The 26,256-nt window shown below is 48.4% G+C and carries 24 protein-coding genes, 1 pseudogene and 1 riboswitch; of the genes and pseudogenes, 18 read left to right on the forward strand and 7 right to left on the reverse strand.

Annotated elements, in window-relative coordinates; translation table 11 throughout:
- Positions 1 to 5 precede the first annotated feature (5 nt).
- The 12 genes from B5E64_RS03000 (at position 6) to B5E64_RS03055 (ending at position 14,095) form a co-directional block, all read left to right on the forward strand.
- On the forward strand, positions 6 to 800 hold the full coding sequence (locus B5E64_RS03000; protein ID WP_087167055.1) for a PHP-associated domain-containing protein: 795 nt from the start codon (positions 6 to 8) through the stop codon (positions 798 to 800).
- A gap of 44 nt (positions 801 to 844) precedes the next feature.
- On the forward strand, positions 845 to 1,615 hold the full coding sequence (locus B5E64_RS03005; protein ID WP_087167056.1) for an inositol monophosphatase family protein: 771 nt from the start codon (positions 845 to 847) through the stop codon (positions 1,613 to 1,615).
- The gene (locus B5E64_RS03010; protein ID WP_087167057.1) at positions 1,603 to 2,436 is read left to right on the forward strand and encodes a MurR/RpiR family transcriptional regulator; all 834 of its coding nucleotides are present in this window, start codon (positions 1,603 to 1,605) and stop codon (positions 2,434 to 2,436) included. The genes B5E64_RS03005 and B5E64_RS03010 overlap by 13 nt, the downstream gene beginning before the upstream one ends.
- 177 nt (positions 2,437 to 2,613) lie before the next feature.
- A complete protein-coding gene (locus B5E64_RS03015) occupies positions 2,614 to 3,498 on the forward strand; it encodes an HAD family hydrolase (protein WP_087167058.1) in 885 nt (294 codons plus the stop codon).
- Positions 3,499 to 3,596: 98 nt separating this feature from the next.
- A complete protein-coding gene (locus B5E64_RS03020; RefSeq protein WP_242960070.1) occupies positions 3,597 to 4,361 on the forward strand; it encodes a class I SAM-dependent methyltransferase in 765 nt (254 codons plus the stop codon).
- A gap of 24 nt (positions 4,362 to 4,385) precedes the next feature.
- A complete protein-coding gene (locus tag B5E64_RS03025; RefSeq protein ID WP_087167059.1) occupies positions 4,386 to 5,090 on the forward strand; it encodes a response regulator transcription factor in 705 nt (234 codons plus the stop codon).
- The gene (locus tag B5E64_RS03030; RefSeq protein WP_087167060.1) at positions 5,087 to 6,322 is read left to right on the forward strand and encodes a HAMP domain-containing sensor histidine kinase; all 1,236 of its coding nucleotides are present in this window, start codon (positions 5,087 to 5,089) and stop codon (positions 6,320 to 6,322) included. The genes B5E64_RS03025 and B5E64_RS03030 overlap by 4 nt, the downstream gene beginning before the upstream one ends.
- A 118-nt stretch (positions 6,323 to 6,440) precedes the next feature.
- Complete coding sequence (locus B5E64_RS03035) at positions 6,441 to 7,115, forward strand: ABC transporter ATP-binding protein (RefSeq protein WP_087167249.1); 675 nt, start codon at positions 6,441 to 6,443, stop codon at positions 7,113 to 7,115.
- Positions 7,112 to 9,532, forward strand: a complete 2,421-nt coding sequence (locus tag B5E64_RS03040) for an ABC transporter permease (protein WP_087167061.1) — start codon at positions 7,112 to 7,114, stop codon at positions 9,530 to 9,532. Before B5E64_RS03035 ends, B5E64_RS03040 begins: the two co-directional genes overlap by 4 nt.
- 167 nt (positions 9,533 to 9,699) lie before the next feature.
- The gene (locus B5E64_RS03045; protein ID WP_087167062.1) at positions 9,700 to 11,661 is read left to right on the forward strand and encodes a beta-L-arabinofuranosidase domain-containing protein; all 1,962 of its coding nucleotides are present in this window, start codon (positions 9,700 to 9,702) and stop codon (positions 11,659 to 11,661) included.
- A 26-nt stretch (positions 11,662 to 11,687) separates the two neighbouring features.
- Positions 11,688 to 12,653, forward strand: a complete 966-nt coding sequence (locus B5E64_RS03050; protein WP_087167063.1) for an aldose 1-epimerase family protein — start codon at positions 11,688 to 11,690, stop codon at positions 12,651 to 12,653.
- A gap of 77 nt (positions 12,654 to 12,730) precedes the next feature.
- On the forward strand, positions 12,731 to 14,095 hold the full coding sequence (locus B5E64_RS03055; RefSeq protein WP_087167064.1) for an MATE family efflux transporter: 1,365 nt from the start codon (positions 12,731 to 12,733) through the stop codon (positions 14,093 to 14,095).
- A gap of 12 nt (positions 14,096 to 14,107) precedes the next feature.
- Here the strand turns inward: B5E64_RS03055 and B5E64_RS03060 are convergent, their stop codons facing one another.
- The 4 genes from B5E64_RS03060 to B5E64_RS03075 form a co-directional block, all read right to left on the reverse strand.
- The gene (locus B5E64_RS03060; RefSeq protein WP_087167065.1) at positions 14,108 to 14,911 is read right to left on the reverse strand and encodes an AraC family transcriptional regulator; all 804 of its coding nucleotides are present in this window, start codon (positions 14,909 to 14,911) and stop codon (positions 14,108 to 14,110) included.
- Positions 14,912 to 15,219: 308 nt separating this feature from the next.
- Positions 15,220 to 15,864 carry a PepSY domain-containing protein gene (locus tag B5E64_RS03065; protein ID WP_087167066.1) on the reverse strand — a complete coding sequence of 215 codons (645 nt, stop codon included), beginning with the start codon at positions 15,862 to 15,864 and terminating at the stop codon, positions 15,220 to 15,222.
- A 108-nt stretch (positions 15,865 to 15,972) separates the two neighbouring features.
- A complete protein-coding gene (locus B5E64_RS03070; protein ID WP_087167067.1) occupies positions 15,973 to 17,331 on the reverse strand; it encodes an ATP-binding protein in 1,359 nt (452 codons plus the stop codon).
- Positions 17,328 to 18,002 carry a response regulator transcription factor gene (locus tag B5E64_RS03075; protein WP_087167250.1) on the reverse strand — a complete coding sequence of 225 codons (675 nt, stop codon included), beginning with the start codon at positions 18,000 to 18,002 and terminating at the stop codon, positions 17,328 to 17,330. Before B5E64_RS03075 ends, B5E64_RS03070 begins: the two co-directional genes overlap by 4 nt.
- Before the next feature lie 95 nt (positions 18,003 to 18,097).
- Positions 18,098 to 18,265, forward strand: a riboswitch (M-box (ykoK) riboswitch).
- Between the two features lie 301 nt (positions 18,266 to 18,566).
- On the opposite strand from B5E64_RS03075, the gene mgtE reads away from it, so the two are divergent.
- The gene (gene mgtE, locus B5E64_RS03085) at positions 18,567 to 19,901 is read left to right on the forward strand and encodes a magnesium transporter (protein WP_087167069.1); all 1,335 of its coding nucleotides are present in this window, start codon (positions 18,567 to 18,569) and stop codon (positions 19,899 to 19,901) included.
- Between the two features lie 60 nt (positions 19,902 to 19,961).
- Here mgtE and B5E64_RS03090 read toward each other — a convergent pair whose 3' ends face one another.
- The gene (locus B5E64_RS03090) at positions 19,962 to 20,144 is read right to left on the reverse strand and encodes a hypothetical protein (protein WP_087167070.1); all 183 of its coding nucleotides are present in this window, start codon (positions 20,142 to 20,144) and stop codon (positions 19,962 to 19,964) included.
- Positions 20,145 to 20,168: 24 nt separating this feature from the next.
- Positions 20,169 to 21,158, reverse strand: coding sequence for an SPFH domain-containing protein (locus B5E64_RS03095; RefSeq protein ID WP_087167071.1), 990 nt, complete (start codon positions 21,156 to 21,158; stop codon positions 20,169 to 20,171).
- A gap of 179 nt (positions 21,159 to 21,337) precedes the next feature.
- On the opposite strand from B5E64_RS03095, the gene B5E64_RS03100 reads away from it, so the two are divergent.
- The 5 genes and pseudogenes from B5E64_RS03100 to B5E64_RS18320 all read left to right on the forward strand — a co-directional run bounded on the left by B5E64_RS03100 (position 21,338) and on the right by B5E64_RS18320 (position 25,255).
- Positions 21,338 to 21,721 carry a DUF2007 domain-containing protein gene (locus tag B5E64_RS03100; RefSeq protein ID WP_087167072.1) on the forward strand — a complete coding sequence of 128 codons (384 nt, stop codon included), beginning with the start codon at positions 21,338 to 21,340 and terminating at the stop codon, positions 21,719 to 21,721.
- 148 nt (positions 21,722 to 21,869) lie between these two features.
- On the forward strand, positions 21,870 to 23,522 hold the full coding sequence (locus B5E64_RS03105) for a glycoside hydrolase family 32 protein (RefSeq protein ID WP_087167073.1): 1,653 nt from the start codon (positions 21,870 to 21,872) through the stop codon (positions 23,520 to 23,522).
- 6 nt (positions 23,523 to 23,528) lie between these two features.
- Positions 23,529 to 24,197 carry an HAD family phosphatase gene (locus B5E64_RS03110; RefSeq protein ID WP_087167074.1) on the forward strand — a complete coding sequence of 223 codons (669 nt, stop codon included), beginning with the start codon at positions 23,529 to 23,531 and terminating at the stop codon, positions 24,195 to 24,197.
- 23 nt (positions 24,198 to 24,220) lie between these two features.
- A pseudogene (locus tag B5E64_RS18315) lies at positions 24,221 to 24,727 on the forward strand (O-acetyl-ADP-ribose deacetylase); the annotation flags it as partial.
- 84 nt (positions 24,728 to 24,811) lie between these two features.
- Entirely contained in the window at positions 24,812 to 25,255 is a 444-nt protein-coding gene (locus B5E64_RS18320; protein WP_242959044.1) for a GNAT family N-acetyltransferase, read from the forward strand.
- Positions 25,256 to 25,288: 33 nt separating this feature from the next.
- On the opposite strand, the gene B5E64_RS03120 is transcribed toward B5E64_RS18320, so the two are convergent.
- Entirely contained in the window at positions 25,289 to 26,179 is an 891-nt protein-coding gene (locus B5E64_RS03120) for a LysR family transcriptional regulator (protein WP_087167076.1), read from the reverse strand.
- Between the last annotated feature and the right edge of the window lie 77 nt (positions 26,180 to 26,256).

Raw genomic sequence — 26,256 nt, forward strand, 5'->3', positions numbered from 1 at the left:
CGCACATGTATCTTGATTTTCACACCCACGGAAAACTGGCAAAAAAACTGCCGTTTTCTACGGTATACACTGACTGGCTGTTTGGAGAGGCAAAGGACGCAGGACTGAATGCACTTTGCCTGACTGAACATTTTAACACCTTACAGTTTGATGAACTTTACGGCTATCTGATGAAAACATGCCGGAGGGACGGGGATACGCTCGTTACGGAAGGCGGGCTCCGGATTTTTGCCGGAATGGAGACAGATATTGCAGAAGGTGGTCATATTTTATCAATCGGGACGCCGGAGAATATTCTGGAACTGAACCGGAGACTGGAACCGAATAAGGAGAAAGGATCCTTTCTCACGTTCGAAAAACTGATGAATTTGTTTGAGAAATATCCTATAATAGTAGGAGCAGGGCATCCGTTCCGGGAGGGAGGACATATTCCGGAACTTCCGATGGAACAGCTTGGCCGTTTCCATTTTCTGGATCTTAACGGGAAGGATGTTGCGCAGGACCGGAAAGGTACCGAAGAAAAGACATACCGGCTCGGGAACAAGCTAGGGATCCCGGTGGTAAGTGGAAGCGACACCCATCAGGCAGTTCAGTACGGATGCATTCGGACAAAATTTGAAAAAGAAATCGTTACAGTAAGCGATCTTTATGCAGAGATGAAAAAAGGAGCGTATGAGATTCTCATATCTGACAATGCTTCTTTCAAGGTCCGGACAGCAGGAATTTTGAAGAAAGCACTGAAAGAAATCGATGCCCTTGGCGGAAATTATGTGAACGTGCTGGTGGAAAAGCAGGCGTAATGTTTTCGGACAGAGCACATCGAGCGGTTAGGAGAGACAGGGAAATGGAAATGATATTTGAAAAAGCTGTTGAGATTGTAAAGAAAAACGGGGCGGAGCTCACCGGAAGAGACGGGGCAGACACCATCCGGGAAAAAGGACGGACCGACTATGTAACAGAAGTGGACATCCGGGTACAACGGCAGATTTTTGCGGAGTTAAAAGAACTGGATCCAACAGCTCAGCTTCTTGGAGAAGAGAAAGAGAATGAGGGAATCGACCGGAAGGGGAGCATCTGGATTCTGGATCCGGTGGACGGGACAACGAACCTGATCCATGATTTTCAGCACAGCACCATTTCTCTTGCTTATGCCAAAGGAGGAACAATTCTGTTTGGAGTCGTCTATGATCCATTTCATGAAGAATGCTTTACTGCGGAACTCGGGAAAGGCGCATTTTTAAATGGAAAGCCGATTCAGGTAAGCAAAAAAGAACAGCTTGGCGACTGCCTGACTGCCATAGGCACCTCACCAGGATGCCGGGAACACGCGGACGAAAATTTTGCCAGAATGAGGCGCATCTATGATCAGTGCCAGGATATACGAAGAATCGGGAGCGCGGCACTGGAACTTTCCTATGTGGCATGCGGGCGTCTGGATGGATTTTATGAAGAGAACCTGAAAATCTGGGACTACGCGGCCGGAAGCCTTCTGGTCACAGAAGCAGGCGGAACGACAGTCATAGAGGGACCGGATACCATGGCATGCACACCAAAAATCCGGGAAGAATTTCAGAAACTACTTAAGATTACGGAGGAAGAAAGATGGAATGGCTGATGCCGGATGAGGACAGCAAGTATACAAAATCAGATTTAAAAATTATGGACTTTATCGAGAACTATACGGATGAATTCCTTTTTATGAGTATCGGACAGCTTGCAAAACGGCTGGACATGTCCGAAGCGACCATCTCCAGATTCGCAAGACATATCGGCTATACCGATTTTAAAGAAATGAAAAACCATGTGGCCGCCCGCAAAGTAGGAAAAGGACCGGCCAGAAAAATCGCAGGCACCCTGATGAAAATTCAGGGATTTGACATCCGAAAATGGTTTACCTACCAGCAGGAATGCCTTGAACGGACTCAGAATCAGATTGATATCGGTGAAATGGATAAAGCACTCACCGCAATCCAGAAAGCCAGACGAATCTATATCCACGCCAAAAACGCATCTGCATCTGCCGGACAACTGCTGTTTTTCCGGCTTCGCAGACTTGGATTTGATGTGACCATGGTGCCATCCGGCGGTTCCGAAGTGATCGAAGGAATCGCACACGCAGGCGAAGGAGACCTCGTTATCATCTTCAGTTACTCCAAAGTATCCACAGAAGGAAGGATCATCCTGGACTACGCACAGACCGCAGGCTACCAGACACTTGCCTTCACAAGCAGACTCTACGCACCAAGCGACCAGCGGGCAGACATCAACATTTACGTATACCGGGGAGAAAAAGAAGAATACCACTCCATGACCACCGCCGTTGCCATGATCGACGCCATGGTACTAGCCATCTCCGAACGCATGGCATCCCAGTCCGCCGAACGCCTCGGCAAAGTACAAAATCTCAAGAAACTCTATCGGAAAGATAGGGATTAACACCATTGGGGACGTGTTCCGATGCATCGAAACACGTCCCCGTTTCACACTGATCTGGAAAATCTGCCTACAGAACCGGAAATAAGAAAGAAAATCATAGACAGAATGTAGATTGTATGGTTTTTTCTCCTGTGATAAGATAAAGGAGACGAGCATGCAGGGACAAGGAGAAAAGAGATGATAAAAGTAATAGCAGCGGATATGGACGGAACGCTTTTAAATTCCGGACATACGATTTCAGAGCAGACTTATCAGACAATACAGGATGTTCAACAGGGTGGAATCCGTTTTATGATCGCAACAGGAAGGGATTATCCATCGGCATCCGATACATTAAAAAATTTTCCGCTGGACTGTGACTGGGTGACGGGAAGTGGCGCGGAGATCCGAAACCGAGATGGAGAGCTTCTTCAGACGATACCTATGGATCAGAAGTGCTTTGAACAGATCGTTTCCTGTGTGGAGAAGTTCCCGGCGTATATCCGTTTCTGCACGACGGGAAAGGATATTGTCCTGACAGAGGAAGAAGATCTGGAGCAGAAGCTTCTGGAAGAGTCCAGGTTGTTTTTCCCGGGAAATACGGATGAAGAAATCCTTGAATCGGATCAGTTTCAGCAGCTGCTGAGGCGCATGTGCCGAATCGGGAGCCTGGAGGAGCTCTGGGAGATGAAGATTCCGATTTATAAAGTGTTTATCAACGCAAAGACCGGGGAAATCATTCAGGAGATCTGGAAAGAGATGGAAAAGATTCCGGGAATTGCGGTTGCATCTTCCTTTTTTAACAATCTGGAGCTGACGGATGAGAAAGCACAAAAAGGGCATGCGATCTCAAGATATATGGAAAAGCTGGGGTACCGGAAAGAAGAAGTGATGGTACTTGGAGACAGTCTGAATGATCTGTCCATGTTTCAGGCCGGATTCGGCGCGGCAGTAGCGATGGGAAATGCCCATGAAAAGATACTGGAAGCGGCAGGTTACATTACAAAAACCAATGATGAGGACGGTGCGGCCTTTGCAATGCGCCTTGCATTGGAAAACCGGCTGGATGAGATAAAAAAGTAAATAGAAAAGAACAGAAGCTGACGGGAAGACCTGTCAGTTTTTTGTTTTCTTCCATACTCTGGCTGTGGTATCATAGATAGCATAGGGAGGGAAGAGCGATGATGCATGAGAAGGATTACACAAAAGAAAACGCAAAAACAATCGACCAGTGGGTAGAGGAAGGCTGGATCTGGGGCATACCGATTTCCCACGAGGTATATGAAAAGGCCGTAAACGGAGAATGGGAGATGGTGCTGACACCGACAAAGCCGGTTCCAAAATCCTGGTTTCCGGAGTTGAAAGGTAAGAAGATTCTGGGGCTTGCCTCCGGAGGTGGACAGCAGATGCCCATTTTTGCGGCGCTTGGCGGGATCTGTACTGTGCTGGACTATTCGGACCGGCAGCTTGCAAGTGAAGAGATGGTGGCAAAAAGGGAAGGGTACGACATTGAGATTGTCAAAGCGGATATGACTAAGACCTTTCCGTTTGCGGATGAGACCTTTGACCTGATTTTCCATCCGGTTTCCAACTGCTATGTGGAAGAAGTCCTGCCGGTATGGAAAGAATGTTACCGTGTGTTGAAAAAGGGCGGGATTCTTCTTGCCGGCGTGGATAACGGAATCAATTATATCTTTGATGAGACCGAGACACGTCTGGTTCATGGACTTCCGTACAATCCGTTGAAAGACAGGAAACTGTATGAGGAAGCGATGCAAAGCGGTGACGGGATTCAGTTTTCTCATACGGTGGAGGAGCAGATCGGCGGGCTTCTAAAGGCTGGATTTTGTCTTACCCATCTTTATGAAGACACGAATGGAGAAGGGAATCTTCATGAGCATGGAATCCCGACATTTTTGGCAGTGCGTGCAGAGAAAGAGACGTAAAAGCAATAGACAGGAGTGAAAGGCATGGCAGAAATTTTATTGCTGGAAGATGAGGAAAGTGTCAATCGTGGGATTGAGTTCACATTAAAAAAAGAAGGGTATGAGGTGGATAGCGCCAGAACGATCAAAGAGGCCTGGGAGATGTTCTTGAAAGACGAGCCGGGTCTGATGATCTGTGATGTGAATCTGCCGGATGGCAACAGTCTGGATCTGATCCGGCGGATCAGAAAAGACAGCATGACGCATGTGATCTGCCTGACCGCGATGGATACGGAAATGGATCAGGTTATGGGATACGAGGCAGGGGCGGATGATTACGTCACAAAACCGTTCAGCCTGTCGGTGCTTGTCCTGAAAGTGAACGCCTTTTTTAAACGGCATCAGAAAGCGGCGGCAGATGAAATCGAATCCGGGGAACTCGTCTTTTCCATGTCCAGGATGTGCGCAAAAAAGGGGGACGGGGAAGTCTCGTTTACAAAAAATGAATGGAAGATGCTGAAACTTTTTCTGGAACATCCAAGACAGATCCTGTCTAAGGGACAGATTTTGGATCAGCTCTTTGATGTGGATGGTGAATTCGTAGATGAAAATACAGTGGCAGTCAATATCAGAAGGCTTCGTGAAAAGATTGAGCCGGATATTTCACATCCTCAGTATATCCGGAATGTCCGGGGGCTGGGATACATCTGGGACCAGGACTGCCAGAAAAGGCAGGGGAACAGGTCATGAAAAAAGAGACAAAGCGGTGTATTACAGAACTGGTTCTCGGATTTCTTGTGACGGCCGCCGTGACAGCAATGATTTTGTTCTTGCAGTATGAGACATATCTGGAAAATCTGGCTTCCAGGGCAAGACTGCTTTTGGCGGAAAATCCAGCGGAAGAGGTGTTTCAGATTCTGAAAGAGGACGGGGATCTGAATACAGAAGAAGTGCAGGATATTCTCGGAGACTACGGATATGAGCATGTCAGGGACAGTCTGGAAGGGCAACGTTTTCTGAGAAACTGCGGATGGACGGTAGGCGGTGCAGTGGCTCTTTATCTTGGCTATGCGGCCGTTGTTTTCTATGAAAAACGCAGACATAAAAAGGAAATGGAAGAACAGAGCAAAAAGGCGGCAGACGGGATTGCGAGAATCCGGGAGGGTGATTACCGGCAGGATCTTATGGACTGGTATGAAGAGGAAGAAAGTGAAGACCGGATTCTGGATGAGCTGGATTCTCTCGGAAATTACGTGGAAATGATGGAAGCACAGGCACAGCAGGAGAAGCAGGAGACGAAGACGCTGGTCACCGATATTTCCCATCAGCTGAAGACACCGGTGGCGGCTCTCAATTCCTGCTTCGAGGTGCTGAAAAACGAGGATCTGACAAAGGATGAGCGCCGGGAGTTTGAAGGCAGACTGGAAGAACAGCTGAAAAGTCTGGGACAGCTGGTGGAAGCACTTGTGAATATTTCCCGGATGGAGATCGGAATGATTGAGTTGAAGCTTACAGAGGGCAGAATCTTTGATGTGATTCTGGAAGCGGTCAACCGTGTATGGGTAAAGGCTCAGAAAAAGGAGATTGAAATCGAGATGGAGGCGGAAGACAAGCTGGAAGATCTTATTCTTCCGCTCGACTCCAAATGGCTGTGTGAGGCGCTGATTAATCTGCTGGATAACGCGGTAAAATACAGTCCGCCGGGAACAACCGTGACGATCCGCGCAGCCAGAATGGCATCCTTTTTGAGAATAGAGATCCAGGATCAGGGAATCGGAATTGCCAGAGAAAACTATCACAAAGTCTTTCAGAGATTTTACCGGGGGGATGAAAAGGAAGTTCAAAAGGAGGAAGGTTCCGGTGTGGGGCTTTACCTTGCCCGGAAGATCATTGAAGGCCATCACGGCACCATTTCTCTGGATGGAAAGAAGATGAAAAAAGAGAAAGGATCCGTGTTTGTAGTGCAGATTCCATATCGGTAGAAGAGAAGTCTTACAAAACTGTAAGGCTTTTTTTCTGTTTCTGCAAGGGAAATGAAAGACAGGCGCGGTAAGATAGATGACAGAACAGGAAAATGACAGCAGAAAGGAATCAGATGATATGGATAAAATTTTAAGAACAGAAAATTTATGTAAATATTATGGAAGCGGCGAAAACGAAGTAAGAGCGGTGCAGAATGCCAACATTGACATCCAGAAAGGAGAATTTGTCGCGATTGTCGGAAAATCCGGTTCCGGAAAAAGCACGCTGCTTCATATGCTGGGCGGGCTTGACACCCCGACAAGCGGGAAAGTATTTATCCGCGGGAAAGACATTTTCTCGTACAAAGAAGACGCTCTTGCAGTCTTTCGGAGAAGAAAAATAGGTTTTATTTTCCAGTCGTTTAACCTGGTTTCCTCCATTAATGTGTGGGAAAATATTGTGCTCCCGATCGGACTGGACGGACGCAAAGCGGATGAAGCATTTGTCATGGATATTGTAAAGACGCTGGGACTGGAAAAGAAGCTTCACAATCTTCCAAATACACTTTCCGGAGGTCAGCAGCAAAGAGTTGCCATCGCAAGGGCGCTTGCTTCCCGCCCGGATATCCTCTTTGCCGATGAGCCAACGGGAAATCTGGATTCACGGACAAGTGACGAGGTCATAGCACTTCTGAAAATGTCCGTGGAAAAATACGGACAGACACTGGTTATGATTACACACGACGAAGACATTGCCCAGATCGCGGACCGGATTCTCGTGATTGAGGACGGAAAGGTGGAAGAGTTAAGATGAAAATGATCACAAAACTTGCACTGAGTAACAATAAAAAGAATAAGACAAGAAGCATTCTTATTATGCTTTCCATCTTCCTTACCACGGTACTGCTTTCAGCAATCGCCACGTTCGGGTACGGCCAGATCAAATTCCAGAGTGCAAACGCAGAAGAATTTTATGGTTCCTATTACGGCTCCTACGCCGGAGTAACCGAAGATCAGATCGGCGAGATGGAAAAGAGGAGCGAATTTGACCGGATCGGAAGAGCGGCAACTATTGGAACTATTGAAAACGCGAGAAGCATTTCCATGGTCTGGATGGATAATGAGACCAGGGATCTGGCTAATCTTGACAGGCAGCTACAGGAAGGTGCCTTCCCGGACCAGGAAAATGAAATTGCGGGGCAGAAGGCCATGTTTGAGCGGATCGGTTATCCGGATGTGAAAGTGGGAGACAAGGTGAACATCCGGTTCCGGAGAAATACTCACGAGACCTATCAGGAAAAAGAGTTTCTTGTAAGCGGCATCATGAGCCAGACGGTGAAAGAGCAGGAAAATCAGTCTTATACGGCCTACGTCTCCAAAGCCTGCTATGAATCCCTCTATGCACCGGAAGAACGGGCATATACGATTTATTTCAGCCTGTCCGATTCCGTGGATGTAAATTCCTCCACTCTGGAGATGACCATCAAAGACCTGGCGGAGGAATGCGGGATCAATCCGGAATATGCCTTTGACAATATGTATTATTCTATGTGGGTTCTGGATCCGGGTATGGAAATGATTGTCGGCTGCATCGTTGTGGCACTGATTGTAGTATTCTTTGCAGTAATGGTCATTTACAACATTTTTCAGGTAGGACTGATTCAGAAGATTCAGGAATACGGAAAAATCAAGGCGCTTGGCGCAACGAAAAAACAGATGAAAAAACTGGTATTCCGGGAAGGAATGCTGCTTACCATAATCAGTATTCCGGCAGGACTGATTGTCGGAACCACCGTTTCCATTGGCTTTATGAACAGCTGGCTCTCTCAGAGCACAACCTTAGGAAACCAGGATGTGGTACAGGTTAATATGGTATCGATTCCATTACTTCTCCTCTGCGCGGCAGCATCAGCCATTGCGGTATGGGCGGCATTGAAACGTCCGATGAAAGTGATTTCCAGGATTTCGCCGGTGGAAGCAATCCGTTTTCAGGGCAGTCAGAAGAAAAACAAAGGACTTCGCAGGGGCAGAAAACAGATGGGCGTGCGCCAGTTGACCCAGGCTAATATGTCCATGAACCGGAAGCGGACCATCACCACAATTATTTCCATGGGACTTTCCTGTGTCCTCTTTGTAGTGGCAGCCAACTTTACCGGAAATGTCAGCACCAGATATGACGCAAGAAAACAGGTACCGTACGGACAGTTCCAGATCGACCTTACCTACAGCAAGGCTGATACGGCCTATCCGGAAAACAATCTGGACTCCATCTTAAAAGCCAACCCTCTGGATGAGGAACTGGTGGAACAGATCAGGAAAATCGATGCCGTTACAGATGTCAAGATCCGCTACATGATGTACGCTTATGATCAGAACGGCAATCTTCAGTCCATCGGCGTTCTGAACAAAGAACAGTTCGATGACGAAGAATACCAAGGGTCATTAAAAGGAGAAGTTGACTACGAAACCGCAGCGAAAAACGGAGACATCCTTTACGGCTGGTCTTATTTCATCGAAGAGAGCGGTTATGATCTCGGCGATACCGTTACCATGACTATGGGAGACGCAGGCGGCGAAGCCAGGTTCCAGGGAACAATGACAGGAGCCTTCGGAAGCAGCAATTACGACTGGATTATCACAGATGAAGCCTATGATCAGCTGGGACTTTCCGGAAAAAGCATCGGTACCATCTGGGTAGACTGCCGCCCACAGGACTGCGCAGACGTACAAAACCAGCTGGAAGACCTGCTCACGGATAAACAGCATTACGAATTCAGCACCTACCAGGGCGCACTGGAGACATCCGAAAGCAGCCTCGGCATGTTCGAGACACTTGCCTACGGCTTCCTCCTCCTCGTCGGACTGATCGCATTCATGAATATGGCAAATACCATAATCATCAGCATCATCACACGAAAACGAGAACTCGGCGTCATGCAGGCACTCGGCATGACAAACAGCCAGATGAACAGCATGCTCAGAAACGAAGGAGTCCTCTTCACCGCCGGAAGTATCCTCGTATCCCTCCTCGTCGGCATGCCGGCAGGATACGCACTTTTCTGCTACGGAAGAGAACACGGATACTTCGGTCTGGATGTGTACCACATCCCGGTCATCGAGATCGCTGCCATGATTATCATCCTCACGGCACTACAGATCTCACTTTCCTTCATCCTGAGCCGAAACATCAAAAAAGAATCCATCGTCGAACGGATTCGCTATCAAGAATAACCTACTGAGATGGTAGGAAATAACACCATTGGGGACGGGTTCCTGTGCATCGGTACACGTCCCCAAGTTTTTATGTTGACGGAAGTGGTGTGTGGAAGATATAGTATGTTTATAGGAGCAACCTGTAATATAGGATATGTATCAAGGAAGGTGAGGAGTGATGGACAGTGGAGAGAAATGAGATTCCGGGGCAGGGGTCCTGCAGGATTGAGAGTGGATTCTGGAACCGGTATATCGGGGTGATACGGAATGGTGTAATTCCGTATCAGTGGGATATTTTGAATGATCGGAGAGAGGATGCCGAGCCCAGTCATGCGATCGACAATTTCCGGATTGCGGCAGGTGAGATGGAGGGGGCGTTTTACGGGCAGGTGTTTCAGGACAGTGATGTGTATAAGTGGCTGGAGGCTGTCGGAAATATTTTAATGCTGGAGCGTGATCCTCATCTGGAGGAGCAGGCGGATTCTCTGATTGATCTGATTGTAAAAGCGCAGGAGCCGGACGGGTATCTGGATACCTATTTTACGATTCGGGAGCCGGACAAAAAGTGGAGTGATCTGCTGGAGTGCCATGAGCTTTATTGTGCGGGGCATATGATCGAGGGAGCGATTGCTTATTATCAGGCAACGGGAAAAGAAAAGATCTACCGGGCGGCCTGTCGTCTTGCGGATTATCTGACGCAAATCTTTGGACAGGAAGAGGGAAAGATGCACGGTTACCCGGGGCATCAGGAGATTGAACTTGCATTGCTGAAGCTGTACGAGGTTTCGGGAGAAGAGCAGTATCTGCGGCTTGCTTCATATTTTCTGGAGACCAGAGGGACGAACCGCTTTTTTGAGGAGGAGTTTGAAAAGCGCGGAAGGACCACTTTCTGGAACGGGGCAAAAATTCCGGAACCCAATGAGAGGTACAATCACTATCCTTATAGCTATTACAATCAGTTTCATGCACCGGTCCGGCAGCAGGAGACGGCGGTTGGCCATGCGGTGCGAGCCATGTATATGTACACGGCGATGGCTGATCTTGCGGCAAAGACGAAGGACCAGGAACTTTACCGGGTCTGCAGAAGGCTGTGGGATGATGTGACTACAAAGCAGATGTATCTGACCGGCGGAATCGGTGCGACTTCGTCCGGAGAAGCGTTTACGCAAGACTACGATCTGCCGAATGATACGAATTATTCCGAGACCTGCGCGTCCATCGGACTGATTTTTTTTGCTCATAGAATGCTGCAGTGCGAAACGGATTCGGTATACGGGGATGTAATGGAGCAGGCTCTGTATAATACTGTGCTTGGCGGAATGAACTATGAAGGGAACCGGTTTTTCTATGTGAATCCGCTGGAAGCGGTTCCGGAGGTAAGCAAGGCAAATCCGGAGCGGCATCATGTCGGGACTCTCCGCAGGAAATGGTTCTCATGTGCCTGCTGTCCGCCGAATCTCGCAAGGCTGATCGGAAGTCTTTGGAAATATATTTATACGGTCGGGGAAAGCCGGGTCAATGTCCAGCTGTATATTGCAGGGACTGCGCATCTGAATACAGGGGGACAGACGCTTTCGGTCATCCAGAAAACAGAGTATCCGAACGATGGCAAGATCAGCTTTACGATTCAGGGTGATGGAGAAAGAGATATTGAATTTGCGCTTCGGATTCCCGGCTGGGCAGAAAACTGGCGCTTTACGATCAATGGAGAAGCGGTGGTGCCGGATCAGGTTGAAAAGGGATATGCTGTGTTTTGCAGGAACTGGAAACAGGAGACCACGATTCAGGCAGATTTTGAGATGAAAGCACAGTTTGTCGGGGCAAATCCGAAGATCCATTATGATCTTGGCAGGGCGGCCATGACAAGAGGACCACTGGTGTACTGCCTGGAGGAAGCGGACAACGGGCCGCGTCTGGATGAACTGGTGCTGAATACGGAAGCGGGAATCCGGGAGACGGCCCGTCCGGAGTGGAATGGATATGTGGAGCTGGAGGCAGATGCTGTCCGGATCAAACTGCCGGAGGGGCAGGACCTTTACATGCCGTATCGTCCGGTGAAGGAAAAAGTCAAAGTCCGGGCTGTCCCGTATTATTTGTGGAACAACCGGGGTGAAGGAGAAATGCAGGTCTGGATGAAAGCAGATTGACAGATAAAGAAAGAGGAGGAATGGGTATGAATCCGTATATTGGACATGATTCGCAGATCTGGAGTGTGGAAGAACACCGCCTTGTAGGCGGGAAAGGAGATGGAATGCGTCTGCTGGAAATCAGCAGCGGGACAGGGGTGCATCTGACGGTGTCGCTGGACCGTGCGGCGGATATTTCCAGACTTCGGTTCCGCGGAATCAATATGGGGTACTTTTCCCCGTGCGGGTATGTGGGACCGGCATATTATGACAGGAGAGAGGATCATTTTCTCAAATCCTTTACAGCAGGATTTTTGACCACATGCGGTCTGGAATCGGCAGGCGTGCCGTGTGAAGACGGCGGGGAACAGGTGCCGATGCACGGTTCGATCGCCAATATCCCTGCGGAATATTACCGGTGGGAGGAGGAAGACGGCGAGATCGTTGTTCATGCGCAGATGCGGGACGAGGTGATTTTTGGCAGGAAACTGAAGCTGATAAGAGAGATCCGGGTCAGCCTTACGGAAGCTTCGTTTACGATCTGTGACAGGATTGTCAATGAAGGAGACCGGACGGAGCCGATTGAGCTTTTGTACCATATGAATATGGGCTATCCACTCCTGGATGAAGACAGTATTGTGGAAGTATCCTCGGAACAGGTGCGCCCGCGCAATGCCCATGCGGCAGAAGACCTGGAAAACTGGATGCATATGGAGAAACCGCAGGCAGGCTATGAGGAACGCTGTTATTACCATGAATGTAAAAAAGAGGGTCGTGCGTCCATCTGCCAGCCGAAACTTGGAATCGGCCTGGAAATCCGGTTTGATCCGAAGAAACTGGACTGCTTTACCGAGTGGAAAATGATGGGCGTCCGGGATTATGTGCTTGGCCTGGAATGTGGCAACTGTTATCCGGACGGCAGAGATGTCATGAGGAGGGACGGCCGCCTGAAATTTCTGGAACCGGGGAAGACCCTTACCTACCATGTGAAAGTGCGTTTGCTCGAGAAATAGAGAAACCGGGCAGAAAGGATTGTATCCTCCGGACAGAAGTTTTATAATAGACATTACGTGAAAAGGGGGATATACAAATGAGAGGAAAAGAGAAGGTGGACAGATCCGGATATTTATTCAGCAGCCGGGATCTGACGGCTTTGCTGATTCCGCTGGTAATTGAGCAGCTTTTATCCGTACTGGTCGGGATGGCGGACAGCATTATGGTAGCGAATGTAGGAGAAGCGGCGGTTTCCGGGGTGTCGCTGGTGGATAATATCATGGTGCTTCTGATCAACGTGTTTTCTGCTCTTGCAACCGGAGGTGCCGTGGTTGCAGGGCAGTATCTTGGACGAAAAGATAAAGAAAAAGCCAGACAGGCTGCTACACAGCTTATCTGGTTTATTACGATCTGTGCAGTTGTGATTACCGTACTGATTTATCTGTGCAAAAGCTGGATTCTTCATGGAGTGTTTGGAAAGATCGAAGAGGATGTCATGCGGCATGCAGACATTTATCTGATGATTGTGGCGGCATCTGTTCCGTTCATTGCATTATATAACGGCGGTGCGGCTATTTTCCGTACAATGGGGAATTCGGAAGTTTCCATGCGGGTGTCTGTTATTATGAATATTATCAATGTGACAGGTAACGCATGTTTGATTTATGGACTGCACAGGGGAACTGAAGGGGTGGCTGTTCCAACGCTCATATCCAGAATGGTGGCGGCGATACTGATCATTTCTCTGCTGCTTCGTCCGGGTCAGACAATATCCATGGAGAGAAATCTACATTACCGTCCGGACTGGCAGATGATCAGGAACATTTTGAAGGTCGGAATTCCGAATGGACTGGAAAACAGTATGTTTCAGCTTGGAAAGATCATTGTATTGAGCCTTGTTTCTACATTTGGTACATATGCAATTGCGGCCAATGCGGTTTCCAATACTATTGCTTCTTTTCAGGTTCTTCCGGGAATGGCCATCGCACTGGGAGTGACGACGGTTATTGCCAGATGTGTGGGTGCCGGAGATTATGAGCAGGTTAAATACTACACAAAGAAACTTATGATCATTACATATTTGAGCATGATTGTAACCAATACGATTATTCTGTTTGTACTGCCGTGGATTTTAAAAGCGTATCATTTGTCGAAGCTTACGGCATCCACAACGACACAGATTGTCGGATTCTATGCAATATGCAGTGTACTGATCTGGCCGCTGGCATTTACAACACCGGCTGTATTCCGGGCAGCAGGAGATGCAAGGATGTGTATGGTTATTTCTGTGGTTTCCATGTGGATTTTCCGGATTATTTTCAGCTATATTCTGGGACAGTATTTTGGAATGGGTGTATTTGGCGTCTGGGTTGCCATGATTATCGACTGGGTTGCCCGCTCTGTCTGTTTTCTGCTCCGCTTTAAAAGCGGAAAATGGAAGCATGAAGCAATTGTCTCCTGAAAAAGAAGAAAATCAGGAACCGGGAGCTGCCTGCTGCTTCCGGTATTCTCTTGGCGACATGTGAAAGCGCTCCTTAAAGGCACGGTTGAATGTGCGCAGACTGGTGAAACCGGCATTCATGGCAAGTTCAGTAACCGGAAGCGAGGTGTTCTTCAACAGCCCAAGCGCACAGTTCAGACGAAGGTCATTTAAATACTGGTTAAAGTTTGTATGAAAAACGGAGGAAAAGACACGGGAAAGCGCAAACTGGCTGTAACCAAGATCTTTGGCCATCCGGGACAAAGAGAGCTCTTCTGTAAAATGTCCTGCCATGTAGGAGACGGCATCAAATACAATGTCCTGCCCTGTCAAATCCTTTTTGGGCTGTAGAGAGAAAAGCGGAAGTGTCCGGGAAAGGATGATCTGGGTGTAGGACTGACAAAGCACTGAAGTCCAGGCAGGGGTTCCAAGATTCAGAAGAGACTGCAGGGCATACGTAATGTCCGGATGGACGTCTGCCGCAGACAGGACAGGATATTCAGGAACAAAGTTTTGAAGATGATCTGAGAATGGACCCGAAAGCGAAGGGGCGGCAAGCAGATAAACTGCCTGACAGAACGCGCTGTCAAAGACCTGATAGTGGTGGATCTGCTCAGGAAATACAATTCCGAAATCGCCGGTATTCATATGGAAAAGCTCTGTACCGATGCCAAGTTCCAGCGTACCACTGGTAACAAAAATGCATTCCAGTGACCGGTGAAGGTGGGGAGGAACATGGACAGAAGTCTTTTTCTCAATTTCCATACTGGATTCTTTCAGTTCATAAAAAAAGTGCATATACATATCCCTCCTGCAAAATCTGGCCGGTTTCTCCATATATTTGACAAGAATTATAGCGAAAATTAAGCTACAATGCAATCAAAATTAAAAGGAGGTGCCGGAAATGCTTAGAAAATGGAGTGCATTTTTAAGAGAGTCTTTCGAGACATGCATGGAGCAGATCTACACAAGAGATCTTTTCTAACAGATGGCGGGAAGGACAATGAAAGACAAAAGAAAAAGGCGGCTGCCGTGATCCGGTCAAAAATCAGACCGGTTACGACAGCCGCCTTTCATCATGTTTCAGTTTTTCTTACAGGGAGCTGTTATGCTCTCTCTTCGCTCCATTTCAGGAAGTTTCCTGTATTTGCATCAATTTCGAATTCATACTCGGTCTGCTGGTAGATGATATCTCCTTCGTAGATATATTTTCCATCATCATGTTCCAGCTCCATGCGCAGATCCTGCTCGGTTGCGCCCGGAACCCGTTCCAAAGCTGCGGCTTTTGCGTCCGCTTCACTGATCTGAACATTCGGAGTCTGGGTAGTTCCGGTATTGCTCTGGGTATTGTTCTGAGTATTATTCTGGGTGTTATCCTGGGTGCTGTTCTGGGTGTCATCCTGTGACTGAGCCGTGTCTGTATTGCCGGCAGTGTCTGTGCCGCTTTGAATCTGACTGCGTCCGTTTCCTGCAGTTTCCGTATCGTAACTCAGGATGTCGCCGTTTTCTGCGTTGATCTCATAGTCATATTCTGTATCGCCGGAGTTGAACTGAATCTCATAGGTAGTTCTTCCATCGTCCCGTTCCTTAGAAGACTGGAATCTGGAAATATCAGATTCAGCTACGCCTGCATTTTCCAGAGCGATCTCTTTTGCCTTTGCTTCTCCGATATCATTTCCTCCTCCGCATCCGGCCGCCAGACCGAGAAGTGTAAGGGTAACTGCTGCTGTAACAATCATTCTTTTTTTCATAATAAATCTCCTTTCTATGATGTCCCTTTGGTTTTTCGGGGTGTTTTTTTGTTGTTGATATAAGTATAGTACCCAAAGATTAAAGGAACATTAAAGCAAAACAGAAATTTATTTTTTTTCTTCCGGCAGCAAAAAGGTAAATATGGTTCCCTTTTCCGGGATGCTTTCCGCTGTGATTGTACCGCCATGAGCCTCGATAATCCATTTCACCATGGAAAGCCCAAGTCCTGAATGTCCTGACGCGCTTCGGGAGGTGTCTGCCCGGTAAAACCGTTCCCAGATGTGGGGCAGATCTTCTTTGGAAATGCCGATGCCGTCATCTTCTACGGAGCCGGCGATAAATCCGTTCTGCCGGAAACAGGAGACGAAAATGTGTCCGCCTTCGTTGCCATAACAGATGGCATTGGAAATCAGGTTGACAAGCATCCGGATATAAAAGGTCTCATCGACGGAGGCATATAGTTCCGGCTCAATCTGTGTGTTGATGATGATCTGTTTTTCTCCGGCCAGAATCGCCTGCTCTTCGCAGACCATCTCAGTGAGCTCGCTGAGATTGAGCGTTTCCAGCTGAAGCTTCTGTCTTCCCTGATCTGCCCTTGAGAGCAGCAGAAGCTGGGAAATAATCTGAGCCATATTCCGCGCCTTTTTTTCGATCAGCTCAATCTGCTGACGGTGTTCACCGTTCAGGGTTTCGTCGGCAAGTGCCGCGTCACACTGGGCCAGAATGACGGTAATCGGCGTGCGAAGTTCGTGGGAAACGTCGGAAGTAAACTGCTGCTCCCGGCGAAAGGCATGTTCAAGCCGGTCAAGCAGCTGATCAAATGTATCGGCAAGCTGGTAGATTTCATCATTTCCGTTTCCAAGCTCGATACGGCGGGAAAGATCCTGTTTTGTCTGAATTTCCTGCACGGTCTCCGTGATTCTGCGGACCGGTCCGAGCGTTCTTCGCGTAAAGAGATATCCGATCACTGCGGTCAGCACAACCAGAAGAGGAAGTACGATCATTGCGAAATGGATCGTAATCCGGAAACTGGATTCTGCATCCGTGACCGAGGAAATCCCGCGGATATAGACGAGTCCGTAACCGGAGATCCGGTGGGCCAGATCAAACACGTACCACCTTTGACTGGAATCAGTCAGCGTCTGAAGCTGGCTGTCGGAAAATTCCGGATTCAGATCAAACCCATAGGGAATCCGGCCGTACAGAAGATTTCCGGATTCCGTATACAAAGACAGATACACGCCGCCGTCCAGATTATAAAAATCCGAATCCACGTCAAAAGAACCGTCTTCCCATTCGACATCTTCCATGCTTTCCTGCACCTGTTTTTTCAACGTATTCTGCGTGGAGGCAAGGATTTCCTGATTGCTCAGCGAAAATAAAATCGCAAGAGCTGCGCAGGTCAGAAGCGTCATGAAAAAGGAATACAGAAGCGTGACTTTTAATTTTAAAGACAGTCGTTTCATGACACCACCTTCAGGACGTATCCGGCGCCCCGTACCGTGTGAATCAGTTTTGGTTCGTAACCATCATCGATTTTGCGGCGGAGATACCGGATGTAGACATCGATCACATTGGAACCGCCGGTATAGTCATAGTTCCAGATATGCTGTTCCAGCTTGTCGCGTGACAGCACAATGCCTTCATTCTGCATCAGATAGCGGAGCAGGGAAAACTCTTTCCCCGAGAGACGAATTTCCGTATCTCCGCGGAATACCTGATGGGTATCCAGAAGAATCTTCAGATCTGCGGTCTGAAGACAGCTGGATGGAGTCCCGGCAGGTTTGCGCAGAAGTACCCGGATACGCGCAAGCAGCTCCTCAAAGGCAAAGGGTTTGACAAGATAATCATTTGCTCCGGCATCGAGTCCCGCTACACGGTCTTCGATGCTGTCCTTCGCGGTCAGAAGAAGAACCGGAACGGTAGAGCCTCTTTGCCGGATTTTCTTTAAGACGCTTAAGCCGTCCAGTACCGGCATCATGATATCCAGGATCAGGGCATCGTATTCGGCACCTGCCATATATTCCAGCACCTCCCGACCGTTTTTGCAGGAATCCACACTGTAGTGCTCGGCCTTCAGGCGCGAAGTAAGAATCTGATTCAGATCGTTTTCGTCTTCCGCAATTAATATACGCACATGCATCATCCTCCTTTGATACTTCCAAGTATAAATCAGATCCGAAAAGAAAGAAACAAAAACTTGACACGGCCGGATAATGGAAGTATGATTGTAGAGGAAATCGGTAGGTGAGGTTACCACAGGGATCTGGGACACCTAAGATTGCTGCCGCTAAATTGTGGAGACACAATGCGCTGGTCAACAGGCTATGTCGACGATAAGGCATAACCTAACGCAGTTTTTATGCCCTGTGATACTAAAGCTTGTACGTGAAAAAGGACAGGATCAGGTATCTCCGGTTTTTGCCGGGGATTTTTTTGTTTAACAGGAAACTTCATTCCCTGTTAAACAAAAACGCTCCGCGGGATGCGTACTCGCGCAAAGCAGAAATTTGTCGCTAAAGCGACCGCGCCCGGCGCGAGAGCTCCGTTTGCGGAACTCGTTGTTTTTCCCCTGTTTCGGGGGGGGGGGGGAACAGTAACGTCAAATAAAAGAAAGGCAGGTGAGGTGCAATGGATGCTGGAGGCAGTTATGACTCGTATTGTTACATGGAAAAATTCATAAAAGAAAGTAGGGATTGCTATGAACAGACAGATTTTAACAGACCTCTTGAAGAAAAAAGAGTTCAAGGCAGTCAGAAGTATTCTGGAGGTCATGAATACCGTGGACATTGCAGCTCTTCTTGCCGAGCTGGACGATAAGGAGATGATTCTGGCGTTCCGCCTGATTGAGAAGTCAAAGGCAGCGGAAGTATTTGCGGAGATGAGCAGTTCCATGCAGACCTATCTGGTGGAGATGTTTACGGAAAAAGAGCTGAAAGATTTGATTGATGAACTCTACATGGATGACACGGTCGATCTGCTGGAGGAGCTGCCGGCCAATCTGGTGACGCGGATCCTGGAGCAGGTCGATAAAGAAAGACGTGCGCAGATCAATACGATTCTGAATTATCCGGAGGACAGTGCGGGCAGCATTATGACGACGGAGTATGTGGATCTGCGCCGGAAAACGACAGTCAAAGAGGCCATGGACCACATCAAACAGACCGGGATTCACAAAGAAACGATCTATACCTGTTATGTGCTGGAAAATAGAAGGCTTGTCGGGATCGTCTCTGCCAAGGATCTGATGACAATGGACGATGACATGACGATGGAAGAGCTGATGGAGACAGAGATTATTTCCGTCACAACTCATACCGACCAGGAGGAGGCAGTGCATCTGCTTTCCAAGTATGATCTTCTGGCGCTCCCGGTTCTGGACCAGCAGGGATATATGGTCGGAATCGTGACAGTCGATGACGCGATGGATGTCCTCGTTGATGAGACGACAGAAGATATGGAAATCATGAACGCCTTGAGCCCGAGTGAACAGCCGTATTTTGAAACAGGCGTGATCAAACACGCAAGAAACCGGATCGGATGGCTTCTGGTGCTGATGCTTTCCGCGACGCTGACACAGACGATCATCGCGCACTATCAGGAAGCATTTACTGCCGTTCCGCTTCTCGTTTCCTTCATCCCGATGCTGACGGACACCGGCGGAAACTGCGGCTCCCAGAGCTCGACGCTGATTATCCGCGGTATTGCCCTTGACGAGATTCATTTTAAAGATATTTTCAAGGTGATTTTCAAAGAGTTCCGGGTGGCCATTCTTGTGGGAGCGGCTCTTGCGGTAGTCAACGGAATTTATATGGTAATCCGTTACCATGATCCGATGCTGGCACTTCTTGTATCGATCTCACTTGTTGCGACAATTCTGATCGCGAAGCTGATCGGATGTGTGCTTCCGCTTGTCGCAAAGAAGCTGCGCCTGGATCCGGCCATCATGGCGGCGCCGCTGATTACAACGATCGTGGACGTCTGCTCTATCATGGTATACTTTCAGGTGGCAACACACCTGTTACATCTTGTTTAGAAAAAAGCATAAAGAATAAAAAAACAGGAAGAGTTCCGGCCTGGAAACTCTTCCTGTTTTTTACTCTTTATTCAGTTTCTTTTTCCGGTATTTCACACACTCGGTCAAAAGATATTCGATCTGCCCGTTCATGGAACGGAAATCATCTTCTGCCCATTGGGCGATTTCGTTATAAAGGCTCTGGGAGAGCCTTAAAGGGACCTGTTTTTTGGCTTTTCCCTTTTCAGTCGTATTTTTCTCCAAAATGTGTCCCACCTTTTCCTGATTTTAATAGATGGTACCGCTGTTTACGATCGGCTGCGCGTCCTTGTTGCCGCACAGTACGACAAGAAGATTGCTGACCATGGCGGCTTTGCGTTCTTCGTCAAGCTCTACAATATCATTTTCATTCAGCTTATCCAGAGCCATCTGCACCATGCCGACTGCACCTTCCACGATCTTCTGGCGTGCGTCAATGATGGCTGCGGCCTGCTGCCTCTGAAGCATGGCGGACGCGATCTCCGGTGCGTAAGCCAGATGGGTGATACGCACGTCAATGATCTGGATACCGGCATCTTTTACCTTTTCCTGAAGCTCCAGCTGCATGATATCCGCAATCTCCTGGCTGCTGCCGCGCAGAGACTTTTCGTCACCCTTTTCGCTTGTGTCGTAAGGATACATGCGGGCCGTATTACGGATGATGGCATCGCACTGGATGGAGAGGTAGTTTTTATAATTCTCCACGTTGATGACAGCCTGCGTCGGATTTACAACCTTCCAGATGACAATGGCGCCGATCTCCACCGGATTTCCCAGTTCGTCATTGACTTTCTGCTTTGCATTGTCGAGAGTCATTGTCTTAAGAGAAATCTTTTTCGCGGCAGGCGTTACGGAAGTACGTCCGCCGGCTGAAACGGTAAAACCGGCTTTGTTTCCTGTCGGGTTGATTGCCGAGCAGAAAGGGTTTACCCAGTAGTAGCCGGACTTTTTGATCGTGCCGTAGTATTTACCAAAGAGTGCAAATACAAGGGCTTCGTTCGGATTGAGAATCTTCAGTCCGCAGTACAAAATGATGGCAACAACGAAAAGGATGATGCCAAGCGTCACGAGAACACCGCAAAGTCCGCCGGATACCCGGTCCATGCTGTAAAAAACGGGTCCTGCGATAAAAAGAGCGGTACCTGCTATCAGTACTACGGTACTGACAAACAACATGAGAAAACCGTTCAGTGCGTGAATAATCCGTTCCTCCTGGATCAGGGATTCTTTTGCCTCCATAACTCTTCCTCCTTCATTCAAACATGAGTTAAAGTGATATTATTTTGATATCATAATAGATCTTAAAACAGGTCTTGTCAAGGGAAATCCGAATTGAAAATGAGAAAAAACAGAAGTATAATAAAGATAGAAATCTTTGATCAGAAAATCCGCTGGTGTAAAGGAAAAGAGGTGTTCGTATGAGAGCAGTAAGAAGGGAAAAAGTGGAGGCTATGAGTCCGGTCTGCATTTATACGGCAGGCGACAGAATCGAGGCCGAGATGCTTTTGGAGGCACTTCAGAGAAACGGCATTCAGGGATTCCGCGAGGCCAGAGGGGCCGGAGGAGTTATGGATGTGTATACGGGGAATTCGATCTTCGGAGAGAAGATCTATGTAGATGGACGGGATGCGGAGCAGGCAGGAGTAATTATCGAATCGATTCTTGCGGAATCTGAGATAGATGTGGAGCCGGAAGATGAAATTTCAGATCAGGAGGTCAAAAATCCTAGATGGCTTCAGGTCAGTGTAGGGATTCTTCTGATTCTTTTGACTGCGGGAATTCTTGTAAGCATCATTCTGTAGACATCAAAGGGAAGGCGGTATCGTTTCCGGCCGGATTTTGTCGAGCGTTCGGAAGGGATACCGCTTTTTTAATGCGGCGCTTTGTGATAAACTGTACAGTAGAAGTAGATAACTGACGACAAATACGCCTGAGAACAGGAGGAAAAACATGAGATTTAATACACAAAAATACAGACAGCTGGAATTGTTTATTAAGACAGAACCTGGGAAGACAGGCAGACTTCATATGATTTCCGGAAGCGCGCGCAAGATGTTCCGGATTGACCAGTACAGAAAGTGGATGCGGATCGCTGTCAACCAGGGAACAACCTATGAGATGACGCCCGAGGACTGCGAGATTTCCTACGCGTATTTAAGCGGATGTGAAAATATCATGGAGCGGGGAATCTGCCTGATCCAGGACGGCAGATTTTACGGTAAAAGCCAGTGGGCAGGATGGTACGATACGCCGGTGCGAAATCAGTTTCATCTCTCACCACTGAAGGGATGGATGAATGATCCGAACGGCTTTTGCTTTTATCACGGATACTATCATCTGTTTTACCAGTTTCATCCATTCTCGGAAGAGTGGGACAATATGTACTGGGGACATGCAGTCAGCCAGGATCTGATTCACTGGGTACACCTCCCGGTGTGCATGGAGCCGCAGCAGGAGATTCTGAATCATCCGGAACTTGTGGGAGGAGCGTTTTCGGGGACTGCGCTGATTGATGATGAGCAGAAAATGAGGCTGTTCTTTACAAGACATATCGGAAAGCGGAAAGAACCGCAGAATATGAGGGAATACCAGGTCATGACGGAAAGCTGGGACGGAATTTCGTGGGAACGGGAGAGCCGGATTATCGATGGACCGGAAGATGAGGAAATCCAGGATTTCCGGGGTCCGAAAGTATTTTTTGAAGATGGCGAATACAAGATGATCATCGGCACACGGACAAAGGAACACCCGGCGGTTGCGCTTTATAAGTCCTACAATCTTGTGCAGTGGACGTACTGTCAGGAGATCTTCGAGGAAAAGCAGGAGGAAGGATGTTTTCCTCTGGAATGCCCGGATCTTTACAAACTGGACAATCAGTGGGTGCTGACAGCCGGATACTGCGGCAATGTGGACGAGCACGGAAGGAAAAACGGGACCTATTACCATATCGGAGAATGGTATCAGGATCAGTTCCATGCGGAGACGAAGGGACTATATGATTTCGGCGCGGATTTTTATGCCGTGCAGACACTTGAAACCGAGATCGGGAGAGTTGCCATCGGCTGGATCAGCGATGTTGCAAAGGAACATGTCAAATCAGTAAATGGAGCCTGCGGAAGCATGAGTATTCCGAGGGTGCTCCATGTCAAGGATGGAAGGCTGTACCAGAATCCGGTTCAGGGAATTTATCAGCTGATCCGTTACCCGGTCTATGAAGGATGTGACGAGAATGTGGAACTTTCCGGAATCGAAGGGAACACCTACTATGTCAGACTGGAACTGGAACATTCGGCGGATTTCCGCATGACGCTTTATAAATGGAAGGACCGCAAGCTCTATCTGGAGCAGAAAGACGGACAGTGCCGTTTCCGGACTGTCGGGGAAGGAGCGAAAAATATCCTCTATCCTGCGGACATTGATCAGGTGACGGTGGTGGAAGTTTTTGTGGACCGGAATGTCTGTGAGGTATTTTTAAATGAAGGGCAGGCGGCAGGAGCGAAGAAGTTTTATCAGCAGTCCGAGATGGGGAACTTTGAGTTCCACGTACAGGAAAAGGGTGCGGTGAAATCCCTGCTTGTAGAAAAGATGGAAGGAATATGGTAAGAGAAGATGAGAATAAAAGCAGTACTCTTTGATATGGACGGTGTTCTGATTGATACGGAAAAATACCTGACCCGGTTCTGGAGACAGGCGGCAGAAGAAGCCGGGCTTTTGCTGACAGAAGAGGATTCTTATCAGTTCCGCAGTTTTGCCAGCAGGTACGCTGCCCCGTGGTTTGCCAGGACGTATGGTGAGCAGTACGATTATTGGGCTATCCGGGAGCGGAGAAAAGAGCTGATGAACGAGCATCTGAGAGCAAATGGAATCGAGAAGAAGGGCGGTGTGGACGAAGTGCTCTGCGGGCTTCGGGAAGCCGGATATCAGACTGCCGTTGTGACGGCAACGGACGAAGAGCGGACGAGAAGCTATTTAAGTGAAATTGGAATTCTGGATCTGTTTGACGACATCGTCTGTGCTACTATGGTAGAGCGCGGCAAGCCGTTTCCGGATGTGTATGAATATGCATGCAGGAAGATCGGAAGAAAACCGGAAGAATGTGCGGCGGTGGAGGATTCGCCAAACGGCGTTCGTGCGGCATCCGGCGCCGGCTGCTGTGTCATTATGGTGCCGGATCTGACACAGCCGGATGAGGAGCTTTTTTCGCTCATTGACCGGAAGGCAGACACACTTTGTGGCATTCCGCAGATTATCCTGGAATGGAACAAAGAGGAAGAGTAAAGTCAGAAACTGGAGGAATACAGATGGGAACATTTCGGATTATCAAAGGAGATATTACAAAATGCAGAGCGGATGCCATCGTCAATGCGGCGAATCCATCGCTGCTTGGAGGAGGCGGAGTGGACGGAGCCATCCACCGGGCAGCGGGACCGGAACTTCTGGAAGAGTGCCGCACCCTCAATGGATGCAGGCGCGGTGAGGCGAAGATCACAAAAGGCTACCGACTTCCGGCGGACTATGTCATTCACACACCGGGGCCGGTATACCGTGGCGGAAACTGTGGAGAGGAACAGATTCTGGCCTCCTGTTACCGGAACAGTTTAAAGCTTGCAGCCTGCTATGAACGGAATACTGTAGCCTTCCCGTCCATCAGTACCGGAATCTACGGATACCCGGTTTCCCTTGCGGCAAAGACGGCTGTCAGGGAGATTCTCACATTTCTTCATACTCAGAGCACGGTCCGGGAAGTGGTGATGGTATGCTTTGATGAAGAAACAAAGAAAGCCTACGAAGAGGCATATCAGGAAATCGGGCAGACCGAATTTGTGATCCGGAAAGCCAAAGAAACGGATCTTGCGGATATTCAGAAGCTGATGGAAACAACCGTTGCATATATGGAGAATCCGGACTGGTTTTACGAGGATGGAAAAGAATTTCTGGAAACCTGCGTAAAGGAAGAGGAGAATGCTGGTTTTGCGGTCATTGCAAGGACTAAGCAGGAGGGAATTCCTGCAGGATGTTTTCTTGTGGAGATCCCGGGGGATGTCCCGTACAACCTTGGCAATGATCTGGGATTTTCAAAAGAACAGCTGCTTTTGTCGGCGCATATGGATACGGCAGCTGTGGCTCCTCTTTACCGCGGGCATCATCTTCAGGACAGGATGATGGAAGTCTGCGAAGAGGAAATGAAGAAACGGGGCATGCGTTATCTGCTGGCGACCGTTCATCCGGACAACCCGTACAGCCTTTCCAATGTGCAGAAGCGGGGTTACGGAATCCGGGCGACGAAAGAAAAATACGGCAGATCGCTCCGCCATATTCTTTGTAAGGAAATATAAGCCATGGGACAGACAGCTCCCATGGCTTTATTTTCATGAGAGGAAATCCTCTTTCACACTCCTTTTTGCGATAGAGATAAATTTTTTCAAGGGTGGGTTATCCACTCCTTTTTTATAGAAAATTCCGTAGGATAAAGGATCCGTGCCGGCGAGAGGAATGTAGCACAGCTGTTCATCCGGGAATCGGGACTGCGGAAGGATGCAGTATCCATATCCGGTACGGACCAGTGTCAGAGCTGCCTGATAATTATCACAGAAGTAAACCGATTCGGGCGGCAGATAACCGGTGATGCGGTTCTGATATTCCAAGGCGCCGGCAGGAAGCGCATAGGAGTTGCAGAAAACAAGGCGTTCTGAAAGAAGATCCTGTTCGTAAACTTCCTTTTTTCCGGCATAGGCATGACCGCGCGGAAATACGCAGCAAAGCGGGATATGGAGCAGTTCATCGTAAACGACGTTTCCTTTTAAAGGGATGTCGCTTTGGAATCCGATCAGAAGATCAAGCTCTCCCTGATAAAACAGATTCAGAAGCGAGCGGTGGGAGATGATTCTCAGAAACGGATGAAACGCAGGCATCTCCTTTAAGCAGGAATCGAGAATGCCGTTTAGAAAATCAAGGTGGGCCTCGCTTCCACACCCGATGGAGACCACCTGCATGGCGGCAGCGGTGTGGTGCTGAATTTTGGCGGTAGCGTATTTCAGTCGTTCTATGATCTGCTTTGCATCGTCAAGAAAGCTGATTCCGGCAGGGGTGAGGCGGACAGTCCTTGTGGTCCGGTGCAGCAGTTTGGTATCCAGTTCCTCTTCCAGAGCATGAATCTGGCGGGAGACTGCGGACTGGGTAATATTGAGAGATTCAGCGGCTCTTGCAAAGTTCAGGTTTTCCGCCACCTGGACAAATGTTTTCAGCTGTTGTGTATTCATGGTTCCGTTCCTTTCTATTATTGCGTTTGTAGCATTAATGATACCATTTTTTCATTTTTCATTCAAGGAAATTTGTG

Source organism: Drancourtella sp. An12, from assembly GCF_002160935.1.
Lineage (GTDB): Bacteria > Bacillota > Clostridia > Lachnospirales > Lachnospiraceae > Sellimonas > Sellimonas catena.